At 59.7% G+C, this 23,007-nt stretch carries 16 protein-coding genes and 1 tRNA gene; 16 read left to right on the forward strand and 1 reads right to left on the reverse strand.

The features are described 5' to 3' along the window. Nucleotides 1–10 precede the first annotated feature (10 nt). From VXL81_RS10455 to VXL81_RS10485, 7 genes are all read left to right on the forward strand, one after another. Nucleotides 11–1,954 (forward strand): AMP-dependent synthetase/ligase, encoded by a 1,944-nt coding sequence (locus tag VXL81_RS10455; protein WP_416543406.1) that lies wholly within the window; start codon nucleotides 11–13, stop codon nucleotides 1,952–1,954. Nucleotides 1,955–1,999: 45 nt separating this feature from the next. Continuing rightward, entirely contained in the window at nucleotides 2,000–3,160 is a 1,161-nt protein-coding gene (locus tag VXL81_RS10460; RefSeq protein ID WP_416536374.1) for an ABC transporter substrate-binding protein, read from the forward strand. Between the two features lie 152 nt (nucleotides 3,161–3,312). Beyond that, complete coding sequence (locus VXL81_RS10465; protein WP_416543405.1) at nucleotides 3,313–4,230, forward strand: MBL fold metallo-hydrolase; 918 nt, start codon at nucleotides 3,313–3,315, stop codon at nucleotides 4,228–4,230. Between the two features lie 394 nt (nucleotides 4,231–4,624). Further along, nucleotides 4,625–6,289 carry a tetratricopeptide repeat protein gene (locus VXL81_RS10470; protein WP_340544173.1) on the forward strand — a complete coding sequence of 555 codons (1,665 nt, stop codon included), beginning with the start codon at nucleotides 4,625–4,627 and terminating at the stop codon, nucleotides 6,287–6,289. Nucleotides 6,290–6,431: 142 nt separating this feature from the next. Continuing rightward, nucleotides 6,432–7,427: an NADPH:quinone reductase gene (locus VXL81_RS10475; RefSeq protein WP_416537145.1), complete on the forward strand. Its 996-nt coding sequence runs from the start codon at nucleotides 6,432–6,434 to the stop codon at nucleotides 7,425–7,427. A 130-nt stretch (nucleotides 7,428–7,557) separates the two neighbouring features. Next, nucleotides 7,558–7,632, forward strand: a tRNA-Gln gene (locus VXL81_RS10480). A gap of 377 nt (nucleotides 7,633–8,009) precedes the next feature. After that, nucleotides 8,010–11,000, forward strand: coding sequence for a Hint domain-containing protein (locus VXL81_RS10485; protein ID WP_416554146.1), 2,991 nt, complete (start codon nucleotides 8,010–8,012; stop codon nucleotides 10,998–11,000). Nucleotides 11,001–11,035: 35 nt separating this feature from the next. Here VXL81_RS10485 and VXL81_RS10490 read toward each other — a convergent pair whose 3' ends face one another. Beyond that, nucleotides 11,036–12,049: a LacI family DNA-binding transcriptional regulator gene (locus VXL81_RS10490; protein WP_416536385.1), complete on the reverse strand. Its 1,014-nt coding sequence runs from the start codon at nucleotides 12,047–12,049 to the stop codon at nucleotides 11,036–11,038. A 264-nt stretch (nucleotides 12,050–12,313) separates the two neighbouring features. On the opposite strand from VXL81_RS10490, the gene VXL81_RS10495 reads away from it, so the two are divergent. From VXL81_RS10495 to VXL81_RS10535, 9 genes are all read left to right on the forward strand, one after another. Continuing rightward, a complete protein-coding gene (locus VXL81_RS10495) occupies nucleotides 12,314–13,615 on the forward strand; it encodes an extracellular solute-binding protein (RefSeq protein WP_416545636.1) in 1,302 nt (433 codons plus the stop codon). Between the two features lie 75 nt (nucleotides 13,616–13,690). After that, on the forward strand, nucleotides 13,691–14,572 hold the full coding sequence (locus VXL81_RS10500; RefSeq protein WP_340544181.1) for an ABC transporter permease subunit: 882 nt from the start codon (nucleotides 13,691–13,693) through the stop codon (nucleotides 14,570–14,572). Nucleotides 14,573–14,582: 10 nt separating this feature from the next. Beyond that, on the forward strand, nucleotides 14,583–15,464 hold the full coding sequence (locus VXL81_RS10505; protein ID WP_416536387.1) for an ABC transporter permease subunit: 882 nt from the start codon (nucleotides 14,583–14,585) through the stop codon (nucleotides 15,462–15,464). A 12-nt stretch (nucleotides 15,465–15,476) separates the two neighbouring features. Then, a complete protein-coding gene (locus VXL81_RS10510; protein WP_340544184.1) occupies nucleotides 15,477–16,523 on the forward strand; it encodes an ABC transporter ATP-binding protein in 1,047 nt (348 codons plus the stop codon). Beyond that, nucleotides 16,520–17,521 carry an endonuclease/exonuclease/phosphatase family protein gene (locus tag VXL81_RS10515; RefSeq protein WP_416554148.1) on the forward strand — a complete coding sequence of 334 codons (1,002 nt, stop codon included), beginning with the start codon at nucleotides 16,520–16,522 and terminating at the stop codon, nucleotides 17,519–17,521. Before VXL81_RS10510 ends, VXL81_RS10515 begins: the two co-directional genes overlap by 4 nt. Before the next feature lie 138 nt (nucleotides 17,522–17,659). Then, nucleotides 17,660–18,742, forward strand: coding sequence for a bifunctional transcriptional activator/DNA repair enzyme AdaA (locus VXL81_RS10520; RefSeq protein WP_416554150.1), 1,083 nt, complete (start codon nucleotides 17,660–17,662; stop codon nucleotides 18,740–18,742). 108 nt (nucleotides 18,743–18,850) lie between these two features. After that, the gene (gene gpmI, locus VXL81_RS10525) at nucleotides 18,851–20,371 is read left to right on the forward strand and encodes a 2,3-bisphosphoglycerate-independent phosphoglycerate mutase (RefSeq protein ID WP_416536391.1); all 1,521 of its coding nucleotides are present in this window, start codon (nucleotides 18,851–18,853) and stop codon (nucleotides 20,369–20,371) included. Then, nucleotides 20,368–21,552 (forward strand): murein hydrolase activator EnvC family protein, encoded by a 1,185-nt coding sequence (locus tag VXL81_RS10530; protein WP_416554152.1) that lies wholly within the window; start codon nucleotides 20,368–20,370, stop codon nucleotides 21,550–21,552. The genes gpmI and VXL81_RS10530 overlap by 4 nt, the downstream gene beginning before the upstream one ends. A gap of 3 nt (nucleotides 21,553–21,555) precedes the next feature. Continuing rightward, entirely contained in the window at nucleotides 21,556–22,902 is a 1,347-nt protein-coding gene (locus VXL81_RS10535; RefSeq protein ID WP_416554154.1) for a S41 family peptidase, read from the forward strand. Nucleotides 22,903–23,007: the final 105 nt, after the last annotated feature.

A 23,007-nucleotide genomic window follows, 5' to 3' on the forward strand; every position in this document is an offset into this window, starting at 1 on the left:
AGGGACCTGAATGGATGCGAGGACAGCGGTGACACAGACAGCGTCGGCGGCAGACATAACAACACAGGCGGGCGGCGATGCGGCCCCGCTTCCTCAGGTTGAACTGAACGGCGCCAGCTACAATGCCACGCCGGGGCAGCGGCCCGTCATGGTCGATGGCTGCGATACCGTGGCAAAATTGTTTTCGCTGCGCTGTCATCAACTGGGCAAACGGACGGCTCATCGCGAAAAGGATATGGGCATCTGGAAGGCCTATTCCTGGCAGGACTACTGGGACCATGCGGAAAAGATCGGCCTGGGCCTGATGGCGCTGGGGCTTGAGCGAGGTGAAGTTGTTTCGATCCTGAGCGAAGACCGCAAGGAATGGCTCTATCTCGATATGGGCATCCAGGGCGCCGGGGCCATTGCGTCTGGCGTCTATACGACAGATTCCGCCCAGCAGCTGGCCTATTTGATCAATGACAGCGGCAGCCGGTTTCTGGTGGTGGAAAACGACGAGCAGCTGGACAAGTTCCTGGAGATCGAAGCCGAGGTCCCGCATCTGCGCTGGGTTATCATTCTGGAGCGCGACGGGCTGCATGATCTGGAGCATGACAGATGCCTGTTTCTCGATCAGCTTTATGATCAGGGCGCGGCCTTCAAGATGGCAAATCCAACCGCTTTCGAGGACGCGGTGGCCCGGTCGCGGCCAGATGAAACCGCGCTGCTGATCTATACGTCGGGCACCACTGGCCTGCCCAAGGGCGCCATGTTGAGTCACGAGAACATCCTCGCGACGATGGAGTCAGGCGCGCGTGCACTGGAATGCTACGCCACGGATGAGCAGCTCTGTTTCCTGCCGCTCTGCCATATCCTTGAGCGCAACGTCTCCGTCTACCTGCCAATGGCGGCCGGCAGTACGGTCAATTTCGCCGAAAGCCCGGAAACCGTTTTCGACAATATGCAGGAAGTGTCGCCGGCCACCTTCTTTGCGGTGCCGCGTGTCTGGGAAAAAGTCTATTCCCGCGTTCTGGTCCTGGCGCAGGAGGCGACCTGGCTGGGGCGCTGGGCCTTTGGTCGGGCGGTCGCTGCGGGGGCTGCGCGGGCCGAGTATGTGCTGGCCGCAAAACCCGTCCCTGCGGGTATCGCCCTGCGCTATCGGATCTGGGATATGCTGGTTCTGCGTAATCTGCGCCGAATGCTCGGGCTGGACCGGCTGCGCCGGGGCGGCACCGGGGCGGCACCGATTTCGCCTGAACTGCTGCGTTGGTATTGGTCGATTGGCGTGCCGCTGATCGAGGGCTACGGGATGACCGAAAACGCAGGACTTACCGCGGCAAACCGGGTGTTGTCGCATCGGCCGGGCACTGTTGGCCAGGCCGTGCCGGGCGTTGATATTCGTATCGCGGCGGATGGGGAAATTCAGCTCTGGGGGCTCAACAATTTCCAGGGATATTGGCGCAAGCCTGAAAAAACGGCTGAGACCTATACCGAGGACGGCTGGCTGCGCACTGGCGATGTCGGGCGGCTGGACGAAGATGGGTTCCTGACCATCACCGGGCGGATCAAGGACATCATTATCACCGCTGGCGGCAAGAATATCACACCGGCTGAAATCGAAAGCCGGTTAAAGTTCAGCCACTATATTTCCGACGCAGTGGTGATCGGTGACCGGCGCAAATTCCTGACCTGCCTGATCATGATTGATCAGGAAAACGTCGAGAAATTTGCGCAGGATCGGAAAATCCCGTTTAGTGATTTTGCCTCGCTCTGTGCTGCGGAACCGGTGGTTGATCTGATCCGGGGTGAGGTCGATGCGGTCAACCGTGATTTCGCGCGTGTCGAGCAGATCAAGGATTTCCGTCTGATCAACGTTCTGCTCACGGCCGAGGATGACGAGCTGACCGCGACCATGAAGTTGAAACGTGGGCTGGTCGAGAAAAAGCACAAGAACCTGATCGACCAGATGTACTGACAAACAGGCGCATCCGCGCCGGGGGACACAAGGGAGTAAGCGCAGATGAAGAGATGGACAGCGGGCTTTATCGGGGCCGCACTGGCGGCGGGGCTTGCGCCTCAGGCGATGGCGCAGACCCAAGGAGTGAGCGACAGTGAAATTGTGCTCGGCTCGGTCAATGACCTAAGTGGAATATTTGCCGCTGTTGGTGTGCCGGCCGTAAATGGCGCCAATTTGCGGTTTGACGAGGCCAATGCCAATGGCGGCATTCACGGCCGCCAAATTCGTTTCGTGGTCGAAGACAATGGCTATCAGATTCCGCGGGCCATGCAGGGCTACAATAAGCTTCTGAATCGCGATCAGGTCTTTGCAATGCTCCTGTCGTTGGGAACACCCATGAATATCGCAGGGTTCAAATTGCTGGATCCGAAAGGCATTCCCAATATCAGCCCGCTGACCGCTGCGCGTCAGATGTTGCAGGAGCCGATCGACAATAAGTTCATCGGGTTTTCCAGCTATTACGATCAGGTCCGCGCCGGTGTGACCTATCTGGCGGAAGAATTCGATGCGAAAGAAGTCTGCTCGATGTATATCCCGTCGGATTTCGGCAAGGAGATCAAGGAGGGCAGCCAGGATGTTGCTGCCGAACTAGGGCTGAGTTTCGCTGCCGAGACGACCCATAAGCCGGATGAGCTGGACTTTGTCGGTTCGTTGACGAAGCTGAAGTCCGAAGGATGCGATATCATCACCATGGCTCTTGGCGTGCGGCAGGGGATTACCGTGGTTGGCACCGCCAAGAAACTGGGCTGGACCGAGGCGAAATTCCTCAACACCTCCGCCGGTTTTCTTGAGGTGGTGGCGGCGGTGCCCGGCGGCGTAACGGAGGGTCTCTATGCTGCGGCTGGCTGGGCTGACCTGATCGCGCGGGCTGAGGACGACGTTCCGGCGAAGTTTATGGCGGATTACGAAGCAAAGTTCGGCCAGCCCGCCGGTGGCTTTGCCATGCTCGGGTATAGTGCAGCCAATACCGTGGTGAATGCGCTGGAGGCCGCAGGCCCCGATCTGACTCATGAAAGCTTTATCAAGGGGATGGAAAGCCTCGATTTCTTTGATGCCTTGACCGATACCCAGATCACCTACGGGCCGGATGACCATAGGGGCGCCGATGTCATTGTCATCTCGGTGGTAGAGAATGGCGTCTGGAAAGAGCTGAGCCGGAAATAGGCGACCGCCTCGAAAACAAAAGGGAAAAAGCCGACAGGTTTCTATCTGTCGGTTTCTGCTATTCTTGGATCAGGCCCTCTATCCGGCGTATTGGGCTTCATTTTATGCACATATTTGAATATTATTCCTCTTGCGGAAGAGGGAGTTGAACCATGGCAGTAACAAGACGGCATTTTGTGCAGGGGTTGGGGGCCGGGCTCGCGCTGGTGCCCTTCGGGCGTGTTTGGGCGGAAACCAGAGTGTCGCTCGGCGCAGCGGAGCTGCTCAGCCTCTCAGATGGCCGAATGCAGTTGCCACCCTCTTTTCTGTATGGGGATCTGGAGCCATCTGCGCTTGCGCGTGTCCTTGCGGAGCATGGGATGTCTCCTGATGAGCCGCTCACACCGGAGGTGAATGTCACGCTGTTGCGCGACAAGGATCACATCATTCTGTTTGATACCGGTGCGGGGCCCGCCTTTCAGGATGGGACTGGACAGCTGCCCGATGCGCTAGCTGCCGTGGGGATCAGCCCGGAGGATGTCACGCATGTGGTGTTCACGCATTGCCATCCTGACCATCTCTGGGGTGTTCTGGATGATTTTGACGAACCGCTCTTTAGCAACGCTCAACATATGATGGGGCGCAAGGAATGGGACTACTGGTTTGATCCTGCAACCGTGGGGTCAATCGGCGCGGCGCGTGAGTCCATGGCGGTTGGCGCACGCCGACGTCTGGAGATCCTTGCCGATGGTATCACCCTGTTCGATGATGGCGCCGAGATCCTGCCGGGTGTTGCTGCACACGCGACCTTTGGCCATTCACCCGGCCATATGTCGTTTGAAATCTCAGGTGGGACGGATAACGTGATGGTGCTGGGTGATGCGATCACCAATGCACATGTCAGCTTCTCCGAGCCGGGCTGGGAAATCGCATCCGATCAACTCCCGGCCCCCGCGGCCAGGATGCGGCAAAAGCTGTTGCAGCGGCTGTCATCTGAGCAGCTGATGGTTGTAGGGTATCACCTACCGAATGGTGGCGTGGGTCGTGTCGATACTGTCGGCAGCGGGTATCGGTTTATATCTGAAAATTAACCAAACAATCATAGGGTGCATTATTTCGCATCCATATCCGGCCTCCCGATCAATGACTGTTAGAGAACGGCGCCGGATGTGACGGCTATTCCGCCTGCGCGGTTCTGCTGTCCTGACACCGGATGTGCAGTTTCTCCATCTGGAGGAGACAATATATTGCGGCTGTCGTCTCATTCAGCCGTGGTCAATAGCTGGATGCCGATCAGTGGTTTGGATGTTGGAGGGAATACTCCACAAGTGTGCGTTATTCAAACATGATGAAATCCTTTAGGTTGTATTATTTGTGATGACTTTTATTGATTCTTGTGAGATGGTTAATGAGTGGGTAATCAATTCGGTCGGAGTTGGGGTTTATAGGTTCCGGTTGTATTGCTAGAGGTAATGGGTTTGGGATATGGAAAATAAACTTAGAATTCGCCATTTTGGCGCGTTTGGAGTTTTTCTGCCCGACGGAGACAGTCTTCTCCTCGGCTCAAAGCACCAGGCACTGTTGGCACTTTTGTCTACTGCAGAAGGCGGTGTGCGAACACGAGCGTTTTTGGAGCGTACCCTGTGGAGTCTGGCCCAGCCAGAGCAGGCGAAGGCCAGTTTGCGAACCGCGCTCTCGACTCTCCGTCGGCATCTTGGAAGCGAATGTGCGTCCTTTCTGTCCGCCAATCGAGAGCGCGTGGTCCTGGATCTGTCGAAAATCGAAGTAGATGCAGACCCTGCCAAGGGCGATTTCATGGAAGGCTTTGAGCTGCCGCATGAAACGACATTTGCGGTCTGGTTGGAACAACAGCGCAATGAGCTGACGCGTGCCGATGCCCGCAATCGGGCCGCCACGGGCATGCTGCGTGACTACAGCCGCGCCGTATTGGACAGCCTGTTGCCGCCGATCGCCGTTCTGCCGTTTGTGCACCGCGCGCCGGGGGATGCAAAATCTCCGCTTGGGGCATTGCTCTCGGAGGAGTTGGTGCGCCACCTGTCGCGCAGCCATGCCTTTTGCGTCACGTCATATCTGGCGTCGCGGCAGTTCGATCCGCATCAGATCCGCCCTAGCGAAGTCTATTCGATGGCGGGTGCCAGCTATCTTGTATCGGGGACCGTCAATGTTACGGGCCAGACCTACCGTTTGCAGGTTGACCTGCATGACGCCGAGCGGGAGCGGGTCATCTGGTCGCGAGACTTCACCGAAACCCTCGCGATGCTGACCAATGGGTGCAGCATGGCTTTGCGAGATGTTACCGCGCAGATCGGCTGGACCGTGGTCGGTGAAGCGGTGCGTTTGGTTGGCTTCAGGCCACTGTCCAAACACGATAGCCATACCTTGCTGATGGCGGCGATCGCGCTGATGCAGGACATGCAGATGCCGCAGTTCAACCAGGCGCAGGAAATCCTCGCAGTCCTGCTGGAACGTGAAGTGCAGCACCCGGTTGCCCTGACGTGGATGGCGATGTGGCATGTGATGCGCGTGCAGAAAGGTTTCTCCACGGATCGTCAGCTTGACGCGCATCTCGCCAACCAGCTGGTGGCAGCGGCGCTCGCCCAGGATCCGACGTTCTCTCTGGCACTGACGGTGCGGGGGCTGATCGCCAGCCACCTGATGTTCCGGTTCGATCTGGCGCAGGATTCCTATGACCTCGCACTGAAGGACAATCCGAACGAAGCATTGGCATTGCTGCTGAAGGGCACAACCCTTGCCTATCAGAACCAGCCGGAGGATGCGGTAAGGCTGACGGATGCCGCACGGCGGCTCTCTCCGCTGGGACCGCAGCGCTATTACTTCGATTCATATTCGGCGACGGCCAATCTGGGCGCGCAGAATTACGAGCGTGCAGTCAACCTGGCAGACCGGTCCTTGCAGGCCAACCCGACCTTCCCGGCAACGTTACGGACCAAAGCCATCGCCCTGCAGGCATTGGGGCAATCGGACAAGGCGCGGGATGTCGTGAAATCGCTGCTCACCGTGCAGCCGGGGTTCAACATTGCACGTTACGAAAAAGATCACGCGGCATCCAATGCCCCCTTCGGCAAGGATTGGAGCAAGGCGCTGCGGTCCGCGGGTGTGCCTGCCTGAGCGGTAAAAATCCATCGGGCGGACCATCGACCCGGTGAGAGCGGTGGAGACGCGGGGGCTTGCAGGCCTGCCGTGTCTTCGCTCATCTACGGGGGCAGCAGAGGGTGTGCATCGCGCTCGCCAGTACGAAGAGGTCCCTATCATGAAGGCAGTCACCTATCGCGCGTTTGGAGCGGCAGAAACCGTCCTGCAGCTGGAAGACCTGCCCGATATCGCACCGGGGCCAGGTGAGCTGCGTGTGGAACTGACCTATTCCGGCGTAAACCCCTCTGACGTGAAGGCGAGGGCCGGCGCCCGCGCTGGAGTGACTGAGCTGCCCTATCCGGTGATCATTCCCCATAGTGACGGGTCGGGCGTGATTGCGGAGGTCGGCGAGGGTGTCGATCCGGCGCGTATCGGGGAGGCCGTCTGGATCTGGAACGGCCAGTGGCAGCGGCCGTTCGGGACCGCCGCCACCTCCATAACGCTGCCGGCTGAGCAGGCTGTTCCGCTGCCGGAAGGGCTTGACCTGAAACAGGGCGCGGCTCTGGGAATCCCGGCGCTAACGGCTGCTCATGCGGTGTTCTCGGGTGGGGATGTCACCGATCGGACGGTGCTCGTTCAGGGCGGTGCCGGCACCGTTGGCCTATTGGCCGTGCAGCTGGCCAGATGGGGCGGGGCGCGGGTGATCGCGACCTGCGCATCTCACGCGGCGGACCGGGTCCGGCAGGCCGGAGCTGACGCCACCCTGGCCTATGCCGACGGGGACCTGGCAGAGCAGATCCTGGCGGCAAATGATGGTCGCCACGTCGACCATATCGTCGAGGTTGAGTTTGGTGCGAACTGTGCCGTCGACACCGAGGTCATTGCACCAAATGGTCGGATAACGGCCTATGGGTCGGCGCAGCAGATGACACCGCAGCTGCCGTTCTACCCGTTGATGTTCAAATCGGTGACGCTGGAGATGATGCTGGTCTATCTGCTGCCGCCCGTGGCCCGCCGTGCAGCGATCAAACGTATCGAACATGCCGCAGCCGCTGGGGCGTTGCATCTGCCCATCGCTGAGGTTTTCGATCTGGTCGACACCGCCAAGGCGCATCACGCCGTCGAACGGGGGCATCGCGCCGGCTCCATCCTTGTAAGGACCGGAAGAGATTGAGAAACCCAGCACCAGAGCTGAGTATTTCCGGGTCAGAACAGACCAGCCAAAGGGAAGCATGAAAACTGCATTTTTTTCCAAAAACCCTCTTGCACCTGCTGAAATCTGGCATTAGACACCCGCTCACCGATGGGGTGTGGCCAAGTGGTAAGGCAACAGTTTTTGGTACTGAAGATCGTAGGTTCGAATCCTACCACCCCAGCCATTTTTCCACATATTTTGATGCTTTTGAGGGTCTGGCTTCTCCGGCCACAATCGGCGTTTCGGTGTGGCCAACTGATACCTCGCGGCATATTCGTCTTTAGGTGAAGACCGAGGGGAGGCGCGCTCTACGGTTGTAGTCTCGCTCTGTTCAGCTGCGATATCCGTGCTGAATGCCTCTGGTGCTCGTCAAATCAGAATGGATAAGAGGCAAATACTATTTAAATTTTAATATATTTTACAAAGCAGTATCGATTTTCGGACCGTTGCAAGCCCTGTATTCATTTTGTTTCAACCATAACAGCCTAACCTGATGCACCCGTCGAGACGCGGCAGGCCCACCGGCGCGCACTCGAGGAACGGTAGACTCGGAGGCTGGCCATGACGGTTGGGTATCTTGTCACTCTTGGCGACGGCACACTGGATGCCGGCGACGGGATTTCTGCGAACCAATCCAACTTTACTTCAGCCGACGTCATCGGGACTGGCAGCTGGACCTGGAGCGGTGTCTATCAGGGCGACGGTCAGACCTACTCAAACATCAGTGACACTGGCACCTATCACTATGGAAGTGACGGGAATGTCTATTTTGTTCCAGATACTTGGTACACGACCAGCGGATCCGGCAATGCGACGACGATCCCTGCCAATTCGATGTCGGGCACATCGGGTAATGACGCAATCAACGGCGACGCCAATGACAATGTTATCTATGGCGGTGATGGTGATGACTACCTGACCGGCTCCTCGGGCGATGACATTATCTTCGGCGGCGAGGGGAACGATAACTACGATACCGATACCGGCAATGACACCTTCTACGGTGAGGGCGGCGATGACTGGGTTGCAATCTATGACAACATGGATGGCGAATCGCTCTACGGTGGCGAAACCGGAGAGACCCTGGGCGATATGCTTGAGGTCTACGGCGATTATGCGGGTGTTGATGTCAACGTCACCTTTACCGGCGATGGGGACGGAACCGTCACATTTGCGGGGCAGACGGCCTATTTCTGGGAGTTTGAGCGGTTCTATCTCCATTCGGGAGACGACACGCTGGACGGCTCTGCGGCGACTTCGGCGCTCAACGTGCAAACCGGCAGCGGTGCCAACAGTGTTACGGGTGGGGCTGGTGATGACACGATATCGACCGGCGCGGGAGCGGATGTGGTCGACGGCGGCGCAGGCGACGATCTTGTCTGGGCCGGGGTAGGGGCCGACACGGTTGACGGCGGCGCCGGGGCCGACAGGCTCTTTGGTCAGGACGACAACGACCTCATCTACGGCGGCACAGGGTCTGACACCATCGATGGGGGTTTGGGCGACGACACGATCTACGGGGGTGAAAACCCGGCAACCTCGGTCGGCGGAAGCAATACCGCAGGGAACACCTACACGGTCATTCATCTTGGGACGGCGTCCGAGGTCGACAGCGTCGAGGGGAACGCCGCCAACGAAAACCCGAACGCTCTACTGGGGACATACGGGAGCGCGGGGGCAGAGCTATATAACAACTTCCAGACTGCCATCGCGTCAGACGATAATGCGAATACGCGCATCGACTTCGATGACGAAGCCGCGCCGGAAACGATCAATATCAACGGTGTAGACAAGCTCGTCGACACCGGCATGGTCTATAACGCAACGGTAACGTTCACCGACGGCACCACCGGGACGTTCACGGCTGTGGTCATCCAGACCACGGACGGCCACGTCTACATGATGCCGGAAGCCTCGAACAACGCCGAGAACGTTCTTCTAACCAGCAAGACGATCGAGAGTATTTCGCTTGATAGTGTTGTTGTCGGCTACTCAAACGTCACCGCAACCCGGGTAGATGCCGACTATGCTCTGCCGGGTGACACGGATACCTCGGGCGACAGCATCATTGGCGGTGCCGGCGCAGACGTCATCTATGGCGGTGCCGGGAATGACACCATTGCGGGCGGAACCGGCGCTGACAGCATAGATGCCGGGGACGACGCGGACCTCATCCTTCTCCAGGATGGCTTCGGCAACGACACCATTGATGGTGGTGAAGGGGGCAACGACAGCGATACGCTTTCCATGTCGAGCCTGACCGGGCCAGTGACTGTGACCTATACCGGCGACGAGATGGGGACGATCACCGACGGAACCGATACGGTCAGTTTCTCGGAGATCGAGCGTCTGAACCTGACCGAGCAGGCCGATGTCGTGAATGCCAGCGCGGATAGTGCCGGGGTCGATATAGATGCTCGAGGCGGTGACGACACCATAACCGGCGGCGCGGGTGCCGATTCCATCAAGGGCGGCAGCGGCAGCGATTCCATCGTTGCCGGGGCTGGTGCTGATACGATTGTTGGCGGCATTGGCGACGACACCATTCGGCTGACTGCGGATGCAGATCGCGATCAGCTGGTGTTGGCCGATGGGGCGGGATCCGATCTGATCTATGATTTCGATCTGACCGACAGCGGTGACGGGACCACGGTTGATCAGCTGGATGTTTCAGGGCTCACCAATTTGGCTGGAGATCCAGTCAAAATCGGTGATGTCGTGGTGACCGATACCAATGGTGACGGGACCGGCGATGCGATCATGACCTTCCCCAATGGGGAGAGCATCACATTGGTCGGGGTGCAGCGGTCGCAGGTGGACAACGGGCCCGAAATGCACGCGATGGGCATACCCTGTTTTACGGCTGGGACGCTGATCCAGACGCCAACCGGGCGCGTCAGGGTCGAAGACCTCAGCCCCGGTGATTGTGTCAGCACAATGGGGGCGGGTGCCCAGCAAATCCTATGGGTTGGGGCATCGTCGTTCACCGCCACGCGCAAGCGCCTATCGGAGGCGCTGATGCCGGTGCGACTGGACCCGGACGCCTTTGGAGGTGAGCGGGCGCTGCTTGTTTCGCCTCAGCATTGCGTCCTGATGAAACAGCGCAGTAGCGGGCGCCCGGTGCATGTGCGCGCCAAGCATCTGGCACAGGTAACCGGATTTGCATCGTTCGCACGGGAGGTGACGCAGGTTACCTATGTTCATGTACTACTGAAAAAGCACGAGAATATCCTGTCGAACGGAATCCCCAGCGAGACGTTTTATCCCGGCCCTATGGCGGTCTCCACGCTTGGCCCGGCAGATCGCCTGGGACTGTTTAAATGCCTGCCGCAGCTGATCCTCCATCCGGTAGAGCAGGCTTATGGGCCTCGTGTTCTGCCTGTTCTGACACGCCGGGAGGTGCAATCACTGGCCCGCGCCGGAGACCTGGTGCCCTGGCTGATCGGTGACATATCTCGGCACCCGCCCGCTGAGCAGTGGGCCGAGAAAGGCGGCTGGCAGGCAATGTATTCGCCGCAGTACAGCTTTCAATCCGGCGCCGCAGCAGGGTAGGCAGTCGTCTCAGCCTATCCGCTGTATGGACCTGGTCAGTGGGTGTCGCGCAGGATCATTTCTGCGTCCAGCCTCACCGTTTCTTCGGGGGCCTGCGGGTAATCCAAGCGCCGCTCCAGGCAGCGCAATACGGCGGCAACCATGCCGTCAATCGGGTTTCGCAACGTGGTCAGTCGTATGGTCGGCCAACGGGCCATTTCGATGTCATCAAAACCGATCACCGAGACGTCTTTGGGAACCACCCGACCGGCATCCCGCAGCGCACCGAGTGCGCCGATGGCCATGGCATCATTGGCACAGAATATCCCATCGAAATCCGTCTGTTCCAGCAGATTGCGGGTGGCGAAATATCCACTTTCGGTGGTGTAGGTTCCGGTGATCTCACCCGCCAGTGTGATGCCTTTGGCCGTCAACCCGGCAAGCAGTCCGCTGCGGCGTTCAGCGGTCGCGCCGAATTCCCCCGGACCGCCCACCATCGCAACCCGGCGACGGCCGCGTTGCGCAAACAGATCCGCCGCCATCTGTGCGGCTTCGTGGTTGCGCAGACAGATGTTGTCGACGCCCTCTGCTGCGATGATTCGGCCAGAGGCGATGACCGGGATATGCAGTTTGCTACAGAGTTCGACGATTTCGGTCGCAAGACTGCCGCTACGCAGGATCATCGCATCCAGCGGATAGCGGAGCACCTGGGTCACCGCATCGCGGGCATGGTCGCCACCACCGGCGATCACCACCGGCCATTTGCCCGCGGCATTCAGGCCGGCGATCAGGGCAGAGGTCGCCTCCTTGTCGTATTCATTGCGCATCTCACCGGCGAAAACCGCAACCAGATTGGAGCGCGCCCCCTGCAGACTGGCGGCCAGCGCATTGGGCTGGTAGCCGAGTTCATGTGCCGCCAGCAGGATCCGTTCACGTTTTTCTTGATCCAGATAGGCGCCCTCGGTGAAAGCCCGAGAAACAGCCGAACGCGAAACGCCAGCGATTTCAGCCACATCTGCGGCTGTCACCCGGGGTTGGCGTTTGCCGCCAGCTGACCCTTGTCGCTTCATCTGTCGTCCCTTTCGGGCGTGATGTTTTTTTTGTGAGACACCGAAACCCTTGACACAACCGTTACATAGCGCCCCTATATGAACACGTGTGCAGTTCTGGTGCAACGGACAAGCTCCTGGCAAAAGACACAGGGCGGAAAGACGCAGCGAGCCGCACAGGCCCAGGGGAGGCCATTTCAAAAAACACCATCGGTGGCCGTTTTCGGCTGCCTTGGACAATTGGATCGTTGGCCCGATTGGGCAACGGCAGACCGGAGACTGATGATGAAGCGTATTACGTTTACGACCGCTGCGACGCTGGCTTTTGCTGCAAACGCTGCGTTTGCCGAAACCGAGATCACCTGGTGGCACGCAATGGGTGGAGCGCTGGGCGACACCGTCAACCAGATCGCATCCGACTTCAACGCGAGCCAGGATGAGTACAAGATCACCCCGGTCTTCAAGGGCACCTATGAAGAGACCCTGACCGCAGGTATCGCTGCCTTCCGCGCAGGCGAACAGCCGAATGTGATGCAGGTGTTTGATGCTGGCGCCGCAACCGTGATCGGCGCCAAGGGCGCGACCATACCGGTTCAGGATCTGCTGGCCAACAATGGTGTTGAATTCGACATCAACGATTACATCGCCGGCGTGCGCTATTTCTACGCCGACAGCGATGGCAAGATGATCGGCATGCCGTTCAACTCCTCCACGCCGATCATGTATTACAACATCCAGGCGCTGGAAAAAGCGGGCGTTACCGCGCCCAAGACCTGGGAAGAGTTCCAGACCGTCACTGCACCAGCGCTGAAAGAGGCAGGCTATACCGCCCTGTCGCAGTCACATCTGCCCTGGATCTTCACCGAGAATTTCCACTCGCGCCACAACCTGCCGTTTGCCACCAACAACAATGGCTATGATGGGGTCGACACCCAGATCCTGGTGAACAACGACGCGATCAAGGCACATTTCACAGCTGTCACCGACTGGCAGAAAAACGGCTACTTCGAATGGTTCGGCACAGGTTGGGGCGACAACCAGACGCCGTTTGAAGAAGGCAAGGTTGCGATGTGGCTGGGCTCCTCCGGCTCCTTCGGTGGTCTGAGCAAGAAAGACCTGCCGTTTGATTTCTCCGCGACCATGCTGCCCTATTGGGAAGCCGTGACAACAGAGCCGACGCAAACCTTCATCGGTGGCGCCTCGCTGTTTGCCATGGCGGGCCATGATGCCGAAGAAAACAAGGCAACTGCTGCGTTCTTCGACTTCCTGACCTCCGCCGAGGTTCAGTATTTCTGGCATAAAGAAACCGGCTATGTGCCGATCACCGAAGCCGCATATGAGATGGCAAAGGCGGACGGCCATTATGACCGCGCCCCTGCGGCCGAGGTCGGCATCCAGCAGCTTTCGCTGGCGGCTGGTGACAACACCAAGGGCTATCGCATGGGCTTCTACGTACAGATCCGTGACGTGATGAACCGCGAATACGGTCGCATCCTGACTGGTGAAACCTCGGTTGAAGACGCCTTCAACGCGATTGAGTCCGAAGCCAACAACCTGCTGGCCCGTTTCGCCAAGACCCAAGGCTAATCGCGGGGAATTCCCCCTTACCTGTGACGGCCGCAGCCCCTGCGGCCGTCACGCATTACAACAAAGAGGCACACCGTGAAACGCGCCGGATTCTCGACCAAGTGGATGCCGATCCTGCTGCTGATGCCGCAGCTCGTCATTATCGCTATTTTCTTCTATTGGCCCGCCTGGCACGCAATCCAGTCGTCCTTTTACCTGCAGGATCCGTTCGGGTTTGGCTCTACCTTTGTCGGTCTGGAAAATTACACCGATCTTATGGGGAACAGTGAATATCGCCGCGTTGCGGTTTTCACGCTTGTATTTACGGTTTTGGTGACCTTCTTCTCGCTTGCGATTGCACTGTTGCTGGCGGTGAAGGCGGACAATGTCTTGCGCGGCGCACGCACCTATAGGACCCTTCTGATGTGGGTCTATGCGGTCGCCCCGCCGGTTGCCGGCTTCATTGGTCTGATCATGTTCGACCAGAGCTGGGGACCATTGACGCGGCTTGCCGGTTTCTTTGGCTGGGACTTTGTTCTGGGCGTGAACTTCAACGATACCGCAGCCGCGATGGTTCTGGTGTCGGTCTGGAAACAGATTCCGGTCAACTTCATCTTCTTCCTGTCCGGTTTGCAATCCATCCCGCGTTCCGTACGTGAGGCGGCTCTGATCGACAACGGATCGGCGACCAGCCGGTTCTGGGATGTGACGTTCCCGCTGCTTGCGCCGACGGGCTTCTTCCTCCTGATCATCAATATTACCTATGCCCTGTTCGACACCTTCGGAATTGTCGATACACTGGTGAAGGGCGAGCCCGGCAACAATCCGATGACCCTTGTTTACAAGGTTTATGTCGATGGTTTCCGTGGCAATGACCTTGGCGGTTCCTCGGCACAGTCGGTGATCCTGATGGTTCTTGTCCTCGCGCTTACGGTCTTCCAGTTCCGGCTGATTGACCGTCGGATCCACTATACCTGAGGGGGCTGACATGGCTGACCAAACACCCGTTCAAACGCCGCGCCGCTCCATCAACTGGGGGGCCGTTGGCGACCACACCGTTCTGATCCTCGGCTCGCTCTTCATGCTGGTGCCGCTGATCATGGTGGTGATGACCACAACCGTGCCGGATGTGGATATCATCAAATACGGACCGCAGCTGAAGATCGGCGACCAGTTCGACGAGAACTTCAACAAGGCGATGTTCGAGGCCTCCGGCTTTTCCGGGGCCAACACCGGCACGCGGATGCTGTTCAACTCCTTTGTTCTCGGCATCGGCTTTGCGCTTGGGAAGATCCTGATTGCGATGATGGCGGCCTATGCCATCGTCTATTTCCGCCTGCGGTTTGCCACGCTGGCATTCTGGGTGATCTTCACCACGCTGCTGCTGCCGCTAGAGGTCCGTATTCTGCCGTCCTATGAGGTTGTGCAGCAGCTGGGCATGCTCAACACCTACCAGGGTCTGATCATCCCGTTGATTGCGTCTGCAACCGCAACCTTCTTCTTCCGCCAGTTTTTCCGATCTGTGCCGGAAGAGCTGGTCGAGGCTGCGCGCATTGATGGGGCTGGGCCGGTGAAGTTCTTCATCGATATTCTGGTGCCGCTGTCGCGGACCATGATTGCGGCCATGTTCATCATCATGTTTGTCTTTGGCTGGAACCAGTATCTCTGGCCCACCATGATCACCACCGAAGAGGACATGTATACGCTGGTGCGGGGGATCAAACAGATCACCCAGACCCTCGAAGGCACCAATGTCCCCGAATTCGGTCGCGCAAATCTTCTCGCCGTGATCGCCATCCTGCCGCCCGTGGCAGTCGTCATTTTCTTCCAAAGCTGGTTCGTCAAGGGCCTGACGGAATCCGATAAGTAAGGACTTCAAATAATGGCTCAGGTTTCCCTGAATTCTGTACGCAAGGTCTACCCCAATGGGGTCGAGGCCGTCACTTCCTCCAGCTTCAAGATCGAGGATGGCGAATTCGTCGTCCTGGTCGGCCCATCGGGCTGCGGCAAATCCACGTTGCTGCGCATGATTGCCGGTCTGGAGGATATCACCGAAGGCACGCTGGAAATCGGCGACCGGGTGGTCAACAATGTCGATCCGGCGGATCGCGATATCGCGATGGTGTTCCAGAACTACGCGCTCTATCCGCATATGACGGTGCGCAAGAACATCGCCTATGGCCTGAAGAACCGCAAAACCCCCGAGGCTGAGATCAAGCAGAAGGTGGCCGAGGCCGCCAAGATGTTGAACCTTGAGGAATATCTGGACCGCAAACCCTCGCAGCTGTCCGGCGGCCAGCGCCAGCGGGTTGCCATGGGGCGCGCCATCGTGCGCGATCCGGCGCTGTTCCTGTTTGACGAACCTCTGTCGAACCTTGATGCCAAGCTGCGCAACCAGATGCGGATTGAGATCAAGGCCCTGCAACGCCGTCTGGGCGTCACCTCGATCTACGTGACCCACGATCAGGTTGAGGCGATGACCATGGCGGATCGCATCATTGTCCTGAACGGTGGCCGGATCGAACAGATTGGCACCCCGTCTGAGATCTATCACAATCCGGCGTCGGTCTTTGTCGCCTCCTTCATGGGCGCGCCACCGATGAACCTGGTTGATGCCACGATCTCCGATGGTCAGGTCACCCTGCCGGATGGTGTGGCGATGGGGGCACTGGATGGCGCCGCATCAGGTGCCGTCAAGCTCGGCATCCGCCCCGAGGATGTGCAGCTGGTCAGCGAAGGTGGTATTTCGATCAACGTTGAACTGATCGAAGAACTGGGCGCACATCGCCTGCTGCATGGTCAACTCGGCGGGCAGCCGTTCACAATCCACGTCCTGAAGGACATTCCGGTTGATCCCGGACCCCATCAGATCTCGGTGGATCCGGCGGCGATCTGCCTGTTTGACGCAGAAAGCGGCAAACGCAGATGACCGAGGTTCTGGACAGTCTGCCGCCGGTTTCCCCCGAGATGCAGGCCCGGATCAAGGCAGCGCCGCGCACTGCAGCGGCGCATCGCGCGCTCATGGCAGAGGTGCCGGCGATGGCCGCCTTGCAAGGCGGTGGTAAGGGTCATCTGGAGGCGCTGGCCTCCTCGGTGTCGGTTGTGGCCTGGAACGTCGAGCGCTGCCTTTTTCCTGAGGATACCGCGGGCCACATCCGCCCGCTGGCGCCGAAGGTTGTCCTGCTGTCAGAGGTCGACCATGGCATGGCGCGTACCGGTCAGCGCCACACCACCAAGGAGATGGCTGCCGCACTCGACATGGCTTATGTCTTTGGTGTGGAATTTCACGAGCTGGATCTGGGTGGGCCTACCGAACAGGCGTTTTGCACCGATGATTTCAATCTGTTCGGCTGGCACGGCAATGCCATCCTGTCGGCGGTCCCGCCGGAACGGGTGACGCTGATCCGGTTGGATGATCACGGGCATTGGTTCGCCTCGGATGAGGTGCCGGCTGACCCGGACCAGCCGCGCCTTGGTGGCCGCATGGCGATTGCCGCGGTTCTACCGACTGAGGCTGGACCGATCTGCGTGGTTTCCACCCATCTGGAGAGCAACGCCGACGCAGCCCATAGGCATCAGCAGTTTGACAGGCTGCTCCGCGCCATCGACGCATTTGCGCCGGATATGCCGGTACTGATTGGCGGTGATCTGAATACAGGCAATCACCTGCCGCCTGATTTCGACTGGCAGCGCGAGACGCTGTTCGATCTGGCCCGTTCCCATGGCTACGACTGGAGCGCGACCCCGGATGGTGTCACCACCCGCCCCAGTCTCATCACGCCGCATCCTGATCGGCAGATGAAGCTGGACTGGTTCTGCACCCGCGATATGCGCGCGACCGAGAGTCGGCTGCTGTCTTCGGTTGATCAGAATGGTCGCCCGTTGTCTGATCATGATGCCGTCTGGTGCCGCGTCGCGCTCGATTGATGCCGACACTGGCCTGATCCATTGACCGGGCGGCATGTGTCCGGCCGGTCAAGGCCCTGAGGTGCTATACGCCCGCGGTATTAAAATACGCGCCCGATTATCGGCGGCAGGTCTGCTGTCGCGTGATAAACAGGGCGCATGTTGTTTGATCTTCCTGACCACGAAGCGCTCTATCAGGCGCTGCTGAACCGCGATGACCGCTATGACGGGCAGGCCTATGTCTGCGTGGCCACGACCGGCATCTTCTGTCGCCTGACCTGTCCGGCACGCAAACCTAAGCGGGAGAACTGCCAGTTCTTCGGCAGCGTCGGCGAATGTATCGAAGCCGGGTTCCGGGCCTGCAAACGATGCCACCCGCTGCGCCCGATGGCAGAGGCCGATCCGGCAGTGGCCAGCCTGTTGGCCGCCTTGGATCAACGCCCGGAGCACCGCTGGAGCGAGGGCGATATCCTCCGCATGGGTCTTGATCTCTCGACGGTCAGGCGCAGCTTCAAGCGGCAGTTCGGCATGACCTTTCTTGAGATGGCGCGCCAGCGCCGTCTTCGCGAAGGCTTCACCGTGCTGTCAGACGGCGGCAAGGTCATTGAGGCACAGTTGGATGCGCAATTCGACTCTCCCAGTGCGTTTCGTGCGGCCTTTGCCCGGTTGCTGGGCAGGGCGCCCGGCAGCCTGACCCGCGAAGGCCTTTTGCTGGCCGATTGGATCCCGACACCGCTCGGCGACATGATCGCAGTCAGCAGCCGGACTGAGTTGCACCTGCTGGAATTTGTGGAGCGCAAGGCGCTGAAGGGCGAGCTGGACAAGCTGCAAAAGGCGGTGAAGGGCGATCTTGGTATTGGTCCGACACCACCCGGCGAGCAGATCCGTGCGGAACTGGACGCGTTCTTTGCCGGGATCTCCGCCCGGTTTGAAACGCCGCTGGCCTATCACGGGACACCTTTCATGCAGCAGGTCTGGGATGCCCTACGCCAGATCCCGCCCGGCGTGACGCGTAGCTACTCGGAGATCGCGCGCCAGATCGGACGTCCAGAGGCGACCCGCGCTGTTGCACGCGCCAATGGTGCCAATCAGATCGCGCTGGTGGTGCCCTGTCACCGGGTGATCGGGGCTGATGGGTCGCTGACCGGTTACGGCGGCGGTCTTTGGCGCAAACAGCGCCTGCTCGATATCGAGCGGCAGTATCGCGCGCCCGTCCGGCATACCGCAAGATCCTGCAAGTAAGGGCGGGAAAGGGCGCCCGGATGCCCTGCAAAGGCCTATCGGCGGTTTCCCAAGCCCCGGCAAATCTGTAGAAGGCGGTAACGCCACTCAGAGCCGGAGCCTGAAACCATGTCGACGCCCAAACCTGTTGTTCTGTGTATCCTTGATGGCTGGGGTAGCGCCGATCCGGGAACCGCCAACGCGCCCTATCTGGCCAAGACACCGACGCTGGACGAGATTGCGAAGACATGCCCGACAGCACGGTTGATCACGCATGGGCCGGACGTCGGCTTGCCGACCGGGCAGATGGGGAACTCCGAGGTGGGGCATACCAATATCGGTGCTGGTCGCGTAGTGGCGATGGATCTGGGCCAGATTGATCTCGCAATCGAGGATGGCTCATTCTTTGACAATGACGCGCTGCAAGCCTTCATTGCGAAGATGAAGCAGACCGGCGGCACGGCCCATCTGATGGGGCTGGTTTCGGACGGTGGCGTGCACGGCCATATCACCCATATCATTGCGGCGGTAAAGGCGATCCGCGATGCCGACGTCCCTGTCTGGCTGCATGTGATGACGGATGGCCGCGACGTGGCCCCGAAATCTGCTGCCGGTTTCGTCGCTGCCCTGCAATCGGAACTGGCGGCTGGCGCGCGCATCGCAACAGTGACAGGCCGTTACTACGCCATGGACCGCGACAATCGCTGGGAGCGGGTCAGCCAGGCTTATGACGCAATGATCCATGCCAAAGGCCAGCACCGGGCAGCGACAGCGGAGGCTGCTATTGAGGCCAGCTATACCCGCGAGGAGTTCGACGAGTTCATCAAGGCGACAGTGATCGAGGGCTATGATGGCGTGAAAGATGGCGATGGCCTGTTCTGCCTGAATTTCCGCGCCGACCGCGCCCGCGAGATCCTGCGTGCGATTGGCGAGCCGAGCTTTGATGCTTTTGACACCGGCGCACGCCCGGATCTTGCGGCGCTGCTTGGCATGGTGGAATACTCCGAAGGCCACAACAGCTATATGCAGACCGTGTTTCCCAAACGGGCCATCGTCAACACCCTGGGGGCATGGGTGGCAAAACAGGGCAAGCGCCAGTTCCGTCTGGCCGAGACCGAAAAATACCCGCATGTGACCTTCTTTCTCAACGGTGGCAAAGAGGATCCCGAGGACGGCGAAGATCGCGCGATGCCGAAATCGCCGCAGGTGGCGACCTATGATCTGCAGCCGGAGATGTCGGCGCCAGAGGTGACGGAGCGCTTTATCGAGGCTATCGAAGCGGGGTATGACCTGATTGTCACCAATTATGCGAACCCGGATATGGTGGGCCATACCGGTGATCTCGACGCTGCGATCAAGGCCTGTGAGGCCGTGGATCAGGGTCTTGGCAAGGTCGTGGCCGCGCTGACGGCGGCGGGCGGCGTCATGCTGGTCACCGCCGATCACGGCAATTGCGAGGTGATGGTGGACCCCGAAACAGGCGGGCCGCACACCGCTCATACCACCAATCTTGTGCCAGTCGCGCTGGTTGGTGGGCCGACAGGCGCAAAGCTGCGCAACGGTCGGCTCGCGGATCTGGCCCCAACCGTGCTGGAGCTGATGGGCCTTGCGAAACCGGATGAAATGACTGGAGAGAGCCTGCTCGTATGAGGCCTGCGTTTGGCATCACTGGACTGTCGGTAATCCGGCGCGCCCTGCTGATATCGGCGGCGTCGCTTGTCCTGCCGATCCTAGCCGGGACTGCGGCGGCCGCGGATAATCCCGCCGCTGCCGCGCAGCAGGCCGCCAACCAACTGGAAGTCGCGACGCTGGCCTTGCAGGACGCCGAAAGCGCGCGCGACCGGGTTGCCGCGCTGACCGAGACGGTGCGTGCCTATGAGGCGGGTCTTGCGGCGATGCGCGATGGGCTGCGTCGTGTGGCGCAGCGCGAGGGCCAGCTGGCGGCCCAGCTGAAGGCACGCGAGGACGATGTGGCGGATCTTCTCGGCGTGTTGCAGACCATTGAAACCTCGCCGCCGCCGGTGTTGATGCTGCACCCCTCAGGCCCGCTTGGCGCGGCGCGCTCCGCCATGACACTGGCAGAGGTGACACCGGCGCTTCAATCGCGCGCAACCGCACTGCGTCGCGACCTTGAGGAGGTCCAGACCTTGCGCCTGTTGCAGCAGAACGCGGCGAATACGTTGCAGGAGGGGCTTAACGGTGTGCAGGAGGCGAGGGCGCAATTGTCTGCCGCTATCGCCGACCGGACCGACCTGCCGCGCCGCTTTACCCAGGACCCGGTGCGGACGGCTATTTTGATTTCATCCACTGAAACCCTCAGCGGATTTGCCAGCGGGCTTGCTGAAATCGCCGAAGGCGAGATTGCAACGACTGATGCTGATATCAGCGCCCTGCGGGGGGAGTTGTCGATCCCGGTCGAAGGGCTGGTTCTGCGCGGCTACGGCGAGAAAGACGCCGCAGGCATCGCCCGGCCCGGCTGGCTTGTTGCGGCACGTCCGCGCGCGCTGGTGGTCTCTCCCACGGCGGCAACGATCCGCTATCAGGGGCCGCTTCTGGATCTTGGCAATGTGGTCATTCTTGAACCACAGCCGGAGACACTGTTTGTACTCTCCGGGTTGGCTGAGGTTTACGGCACCATGGGCGAGGTCATCCCGGCAGGAACCCCGGTTGGCCTGATGGGGGGCAAAAGCCCCGAAATCGGTGCCATTTTGTCACTAAGCGGTGAAGGGGCTGGAACTGACCGCACAGAAACGCTCTATATAGAAGTGAGAATGGACAACAGTCCGGTGGACCCCGAAACCTGGTTCCGCACCGACAAGGATGGAAATTAGTTCATGAGAAAATTTGCGATGGCCGCGGTGGGCGGCACGCTGGCAGGAATCCTTGCCACCACCTATGTAGCTGAGCCGCTTCTGGCTCAGGAAGGCAGCAGAGAGGCCAGCGTCTATGAACAGCTGGATCTTTTTGGCGACATCTTTGAACGCATCCGCGTGCAATATGTCGAAGACGTCGATGAGACCGAGCTGATCGAAGCCGCCATTGGCGGAATGCTGGCTTCGCTGGATCCTCATTCCAGCTATCTGTCGCCCGACGATGCCACCAAGATGCGGGTGCAGACCCGTGGTGAATTCGGCGGTCTCGGGATCGAGGTCACGCAGGAAGAGGGCTTTGTCAAAGTTGTCTCTCCGATCGATGGAACACCGGCGGATGAAGCCGGGATCGAGGCCGGTGATTTCATCACCCATGTGGATGGCGAAAGTGTTCTTGGCCTTTCGCTGGACGATGCGGTTGAGCTGATGCGGGGGCCGGTTGGTTCCGAAATCATCATCACCGTTGTGCGCGAAGGCGAGGCGGAGCCGTTTGACGTCTCGATCATCCGCGACACGATCAAGCTGACAGCGGTGCGGGCGCGGACCGAAGACGACACTGTCGTGCTGCGACTGACCACATTCAACGATCAGACCACGCCGAACCTGGAAGCCGGGCTGAAAAAACAGCTCGAAGAAGCCGGTGGTATGGATAACGTCAACGGGATCGTTCTGGACCTGCGCAACAACCCCGGTGGCCTTCTGACACAGGCGATCAAGGTGGCCGACAGCTTCCTCGACAGCGGTGAGATCGTCTCGACCCGCGGTCGTAACCCCGAGGACGGCGAGCGGTTTAACGCTACGCCGGGCGACCTTGTGGACGGCAAACCGATTGTGGTGCTGATCAACGGTGGATCGGCGTCTGCATCGGAAATCGTTGCAGGTGCCCTTCAGGACCATCGCCGCGCGATCGTGGTCGGCACCAAATCCTTTGGCAAAGGGTCTGTGCAGACGGTGATGCCGCTGAAAGGAGAGGGCGCAATGCGCTTGACCACGGCGCGCTATTACACACCCTCCGGGCGCTCCATTCAGGCCTTGGGTGTCTCACCCGATATCGTCGTGGAACAGCCCCGACGCACCCCGGATACCGAGGAGGAGGACGAAAAGGCATCCGCAGCACGCCGGACCCGTTCGGAGGCCGACCTGCGCGGACGTCTGAACAATGACAGCCTTTCCGCGGATGAAATCCGCCAGATCGAAGAAGACCGCGCCAAGGCCGAGGCCGCTGCCGAACGTCGCGAAGAGGATTATCAGCTGGCCTATGCCATCGACATTCTGAAAGGCTTGTCGAAGCTGGGGCCGGAGCAGCAGTAGACACCACCTCGCAGATATGACCCATGATAACCGCCCCGGACCTGTTCCGGGGCGGTTTCAGTTTGATCAGCTCGGTCGCAAATGGGGTTTGGCCAGGGCGGGGCG

The sequence above is a fragment of the Phaeobacter sp. JH204B genome (assembly GCF_048055755.1).
GTDB classification, from domain to species: domain Bacteria; phylum Pseudomonadota; class Alphaproteobacteria; order Rhodobacterales; family Rhodobacteraceae; genus Phaeobacter; species Phaeobacter bryozoorum.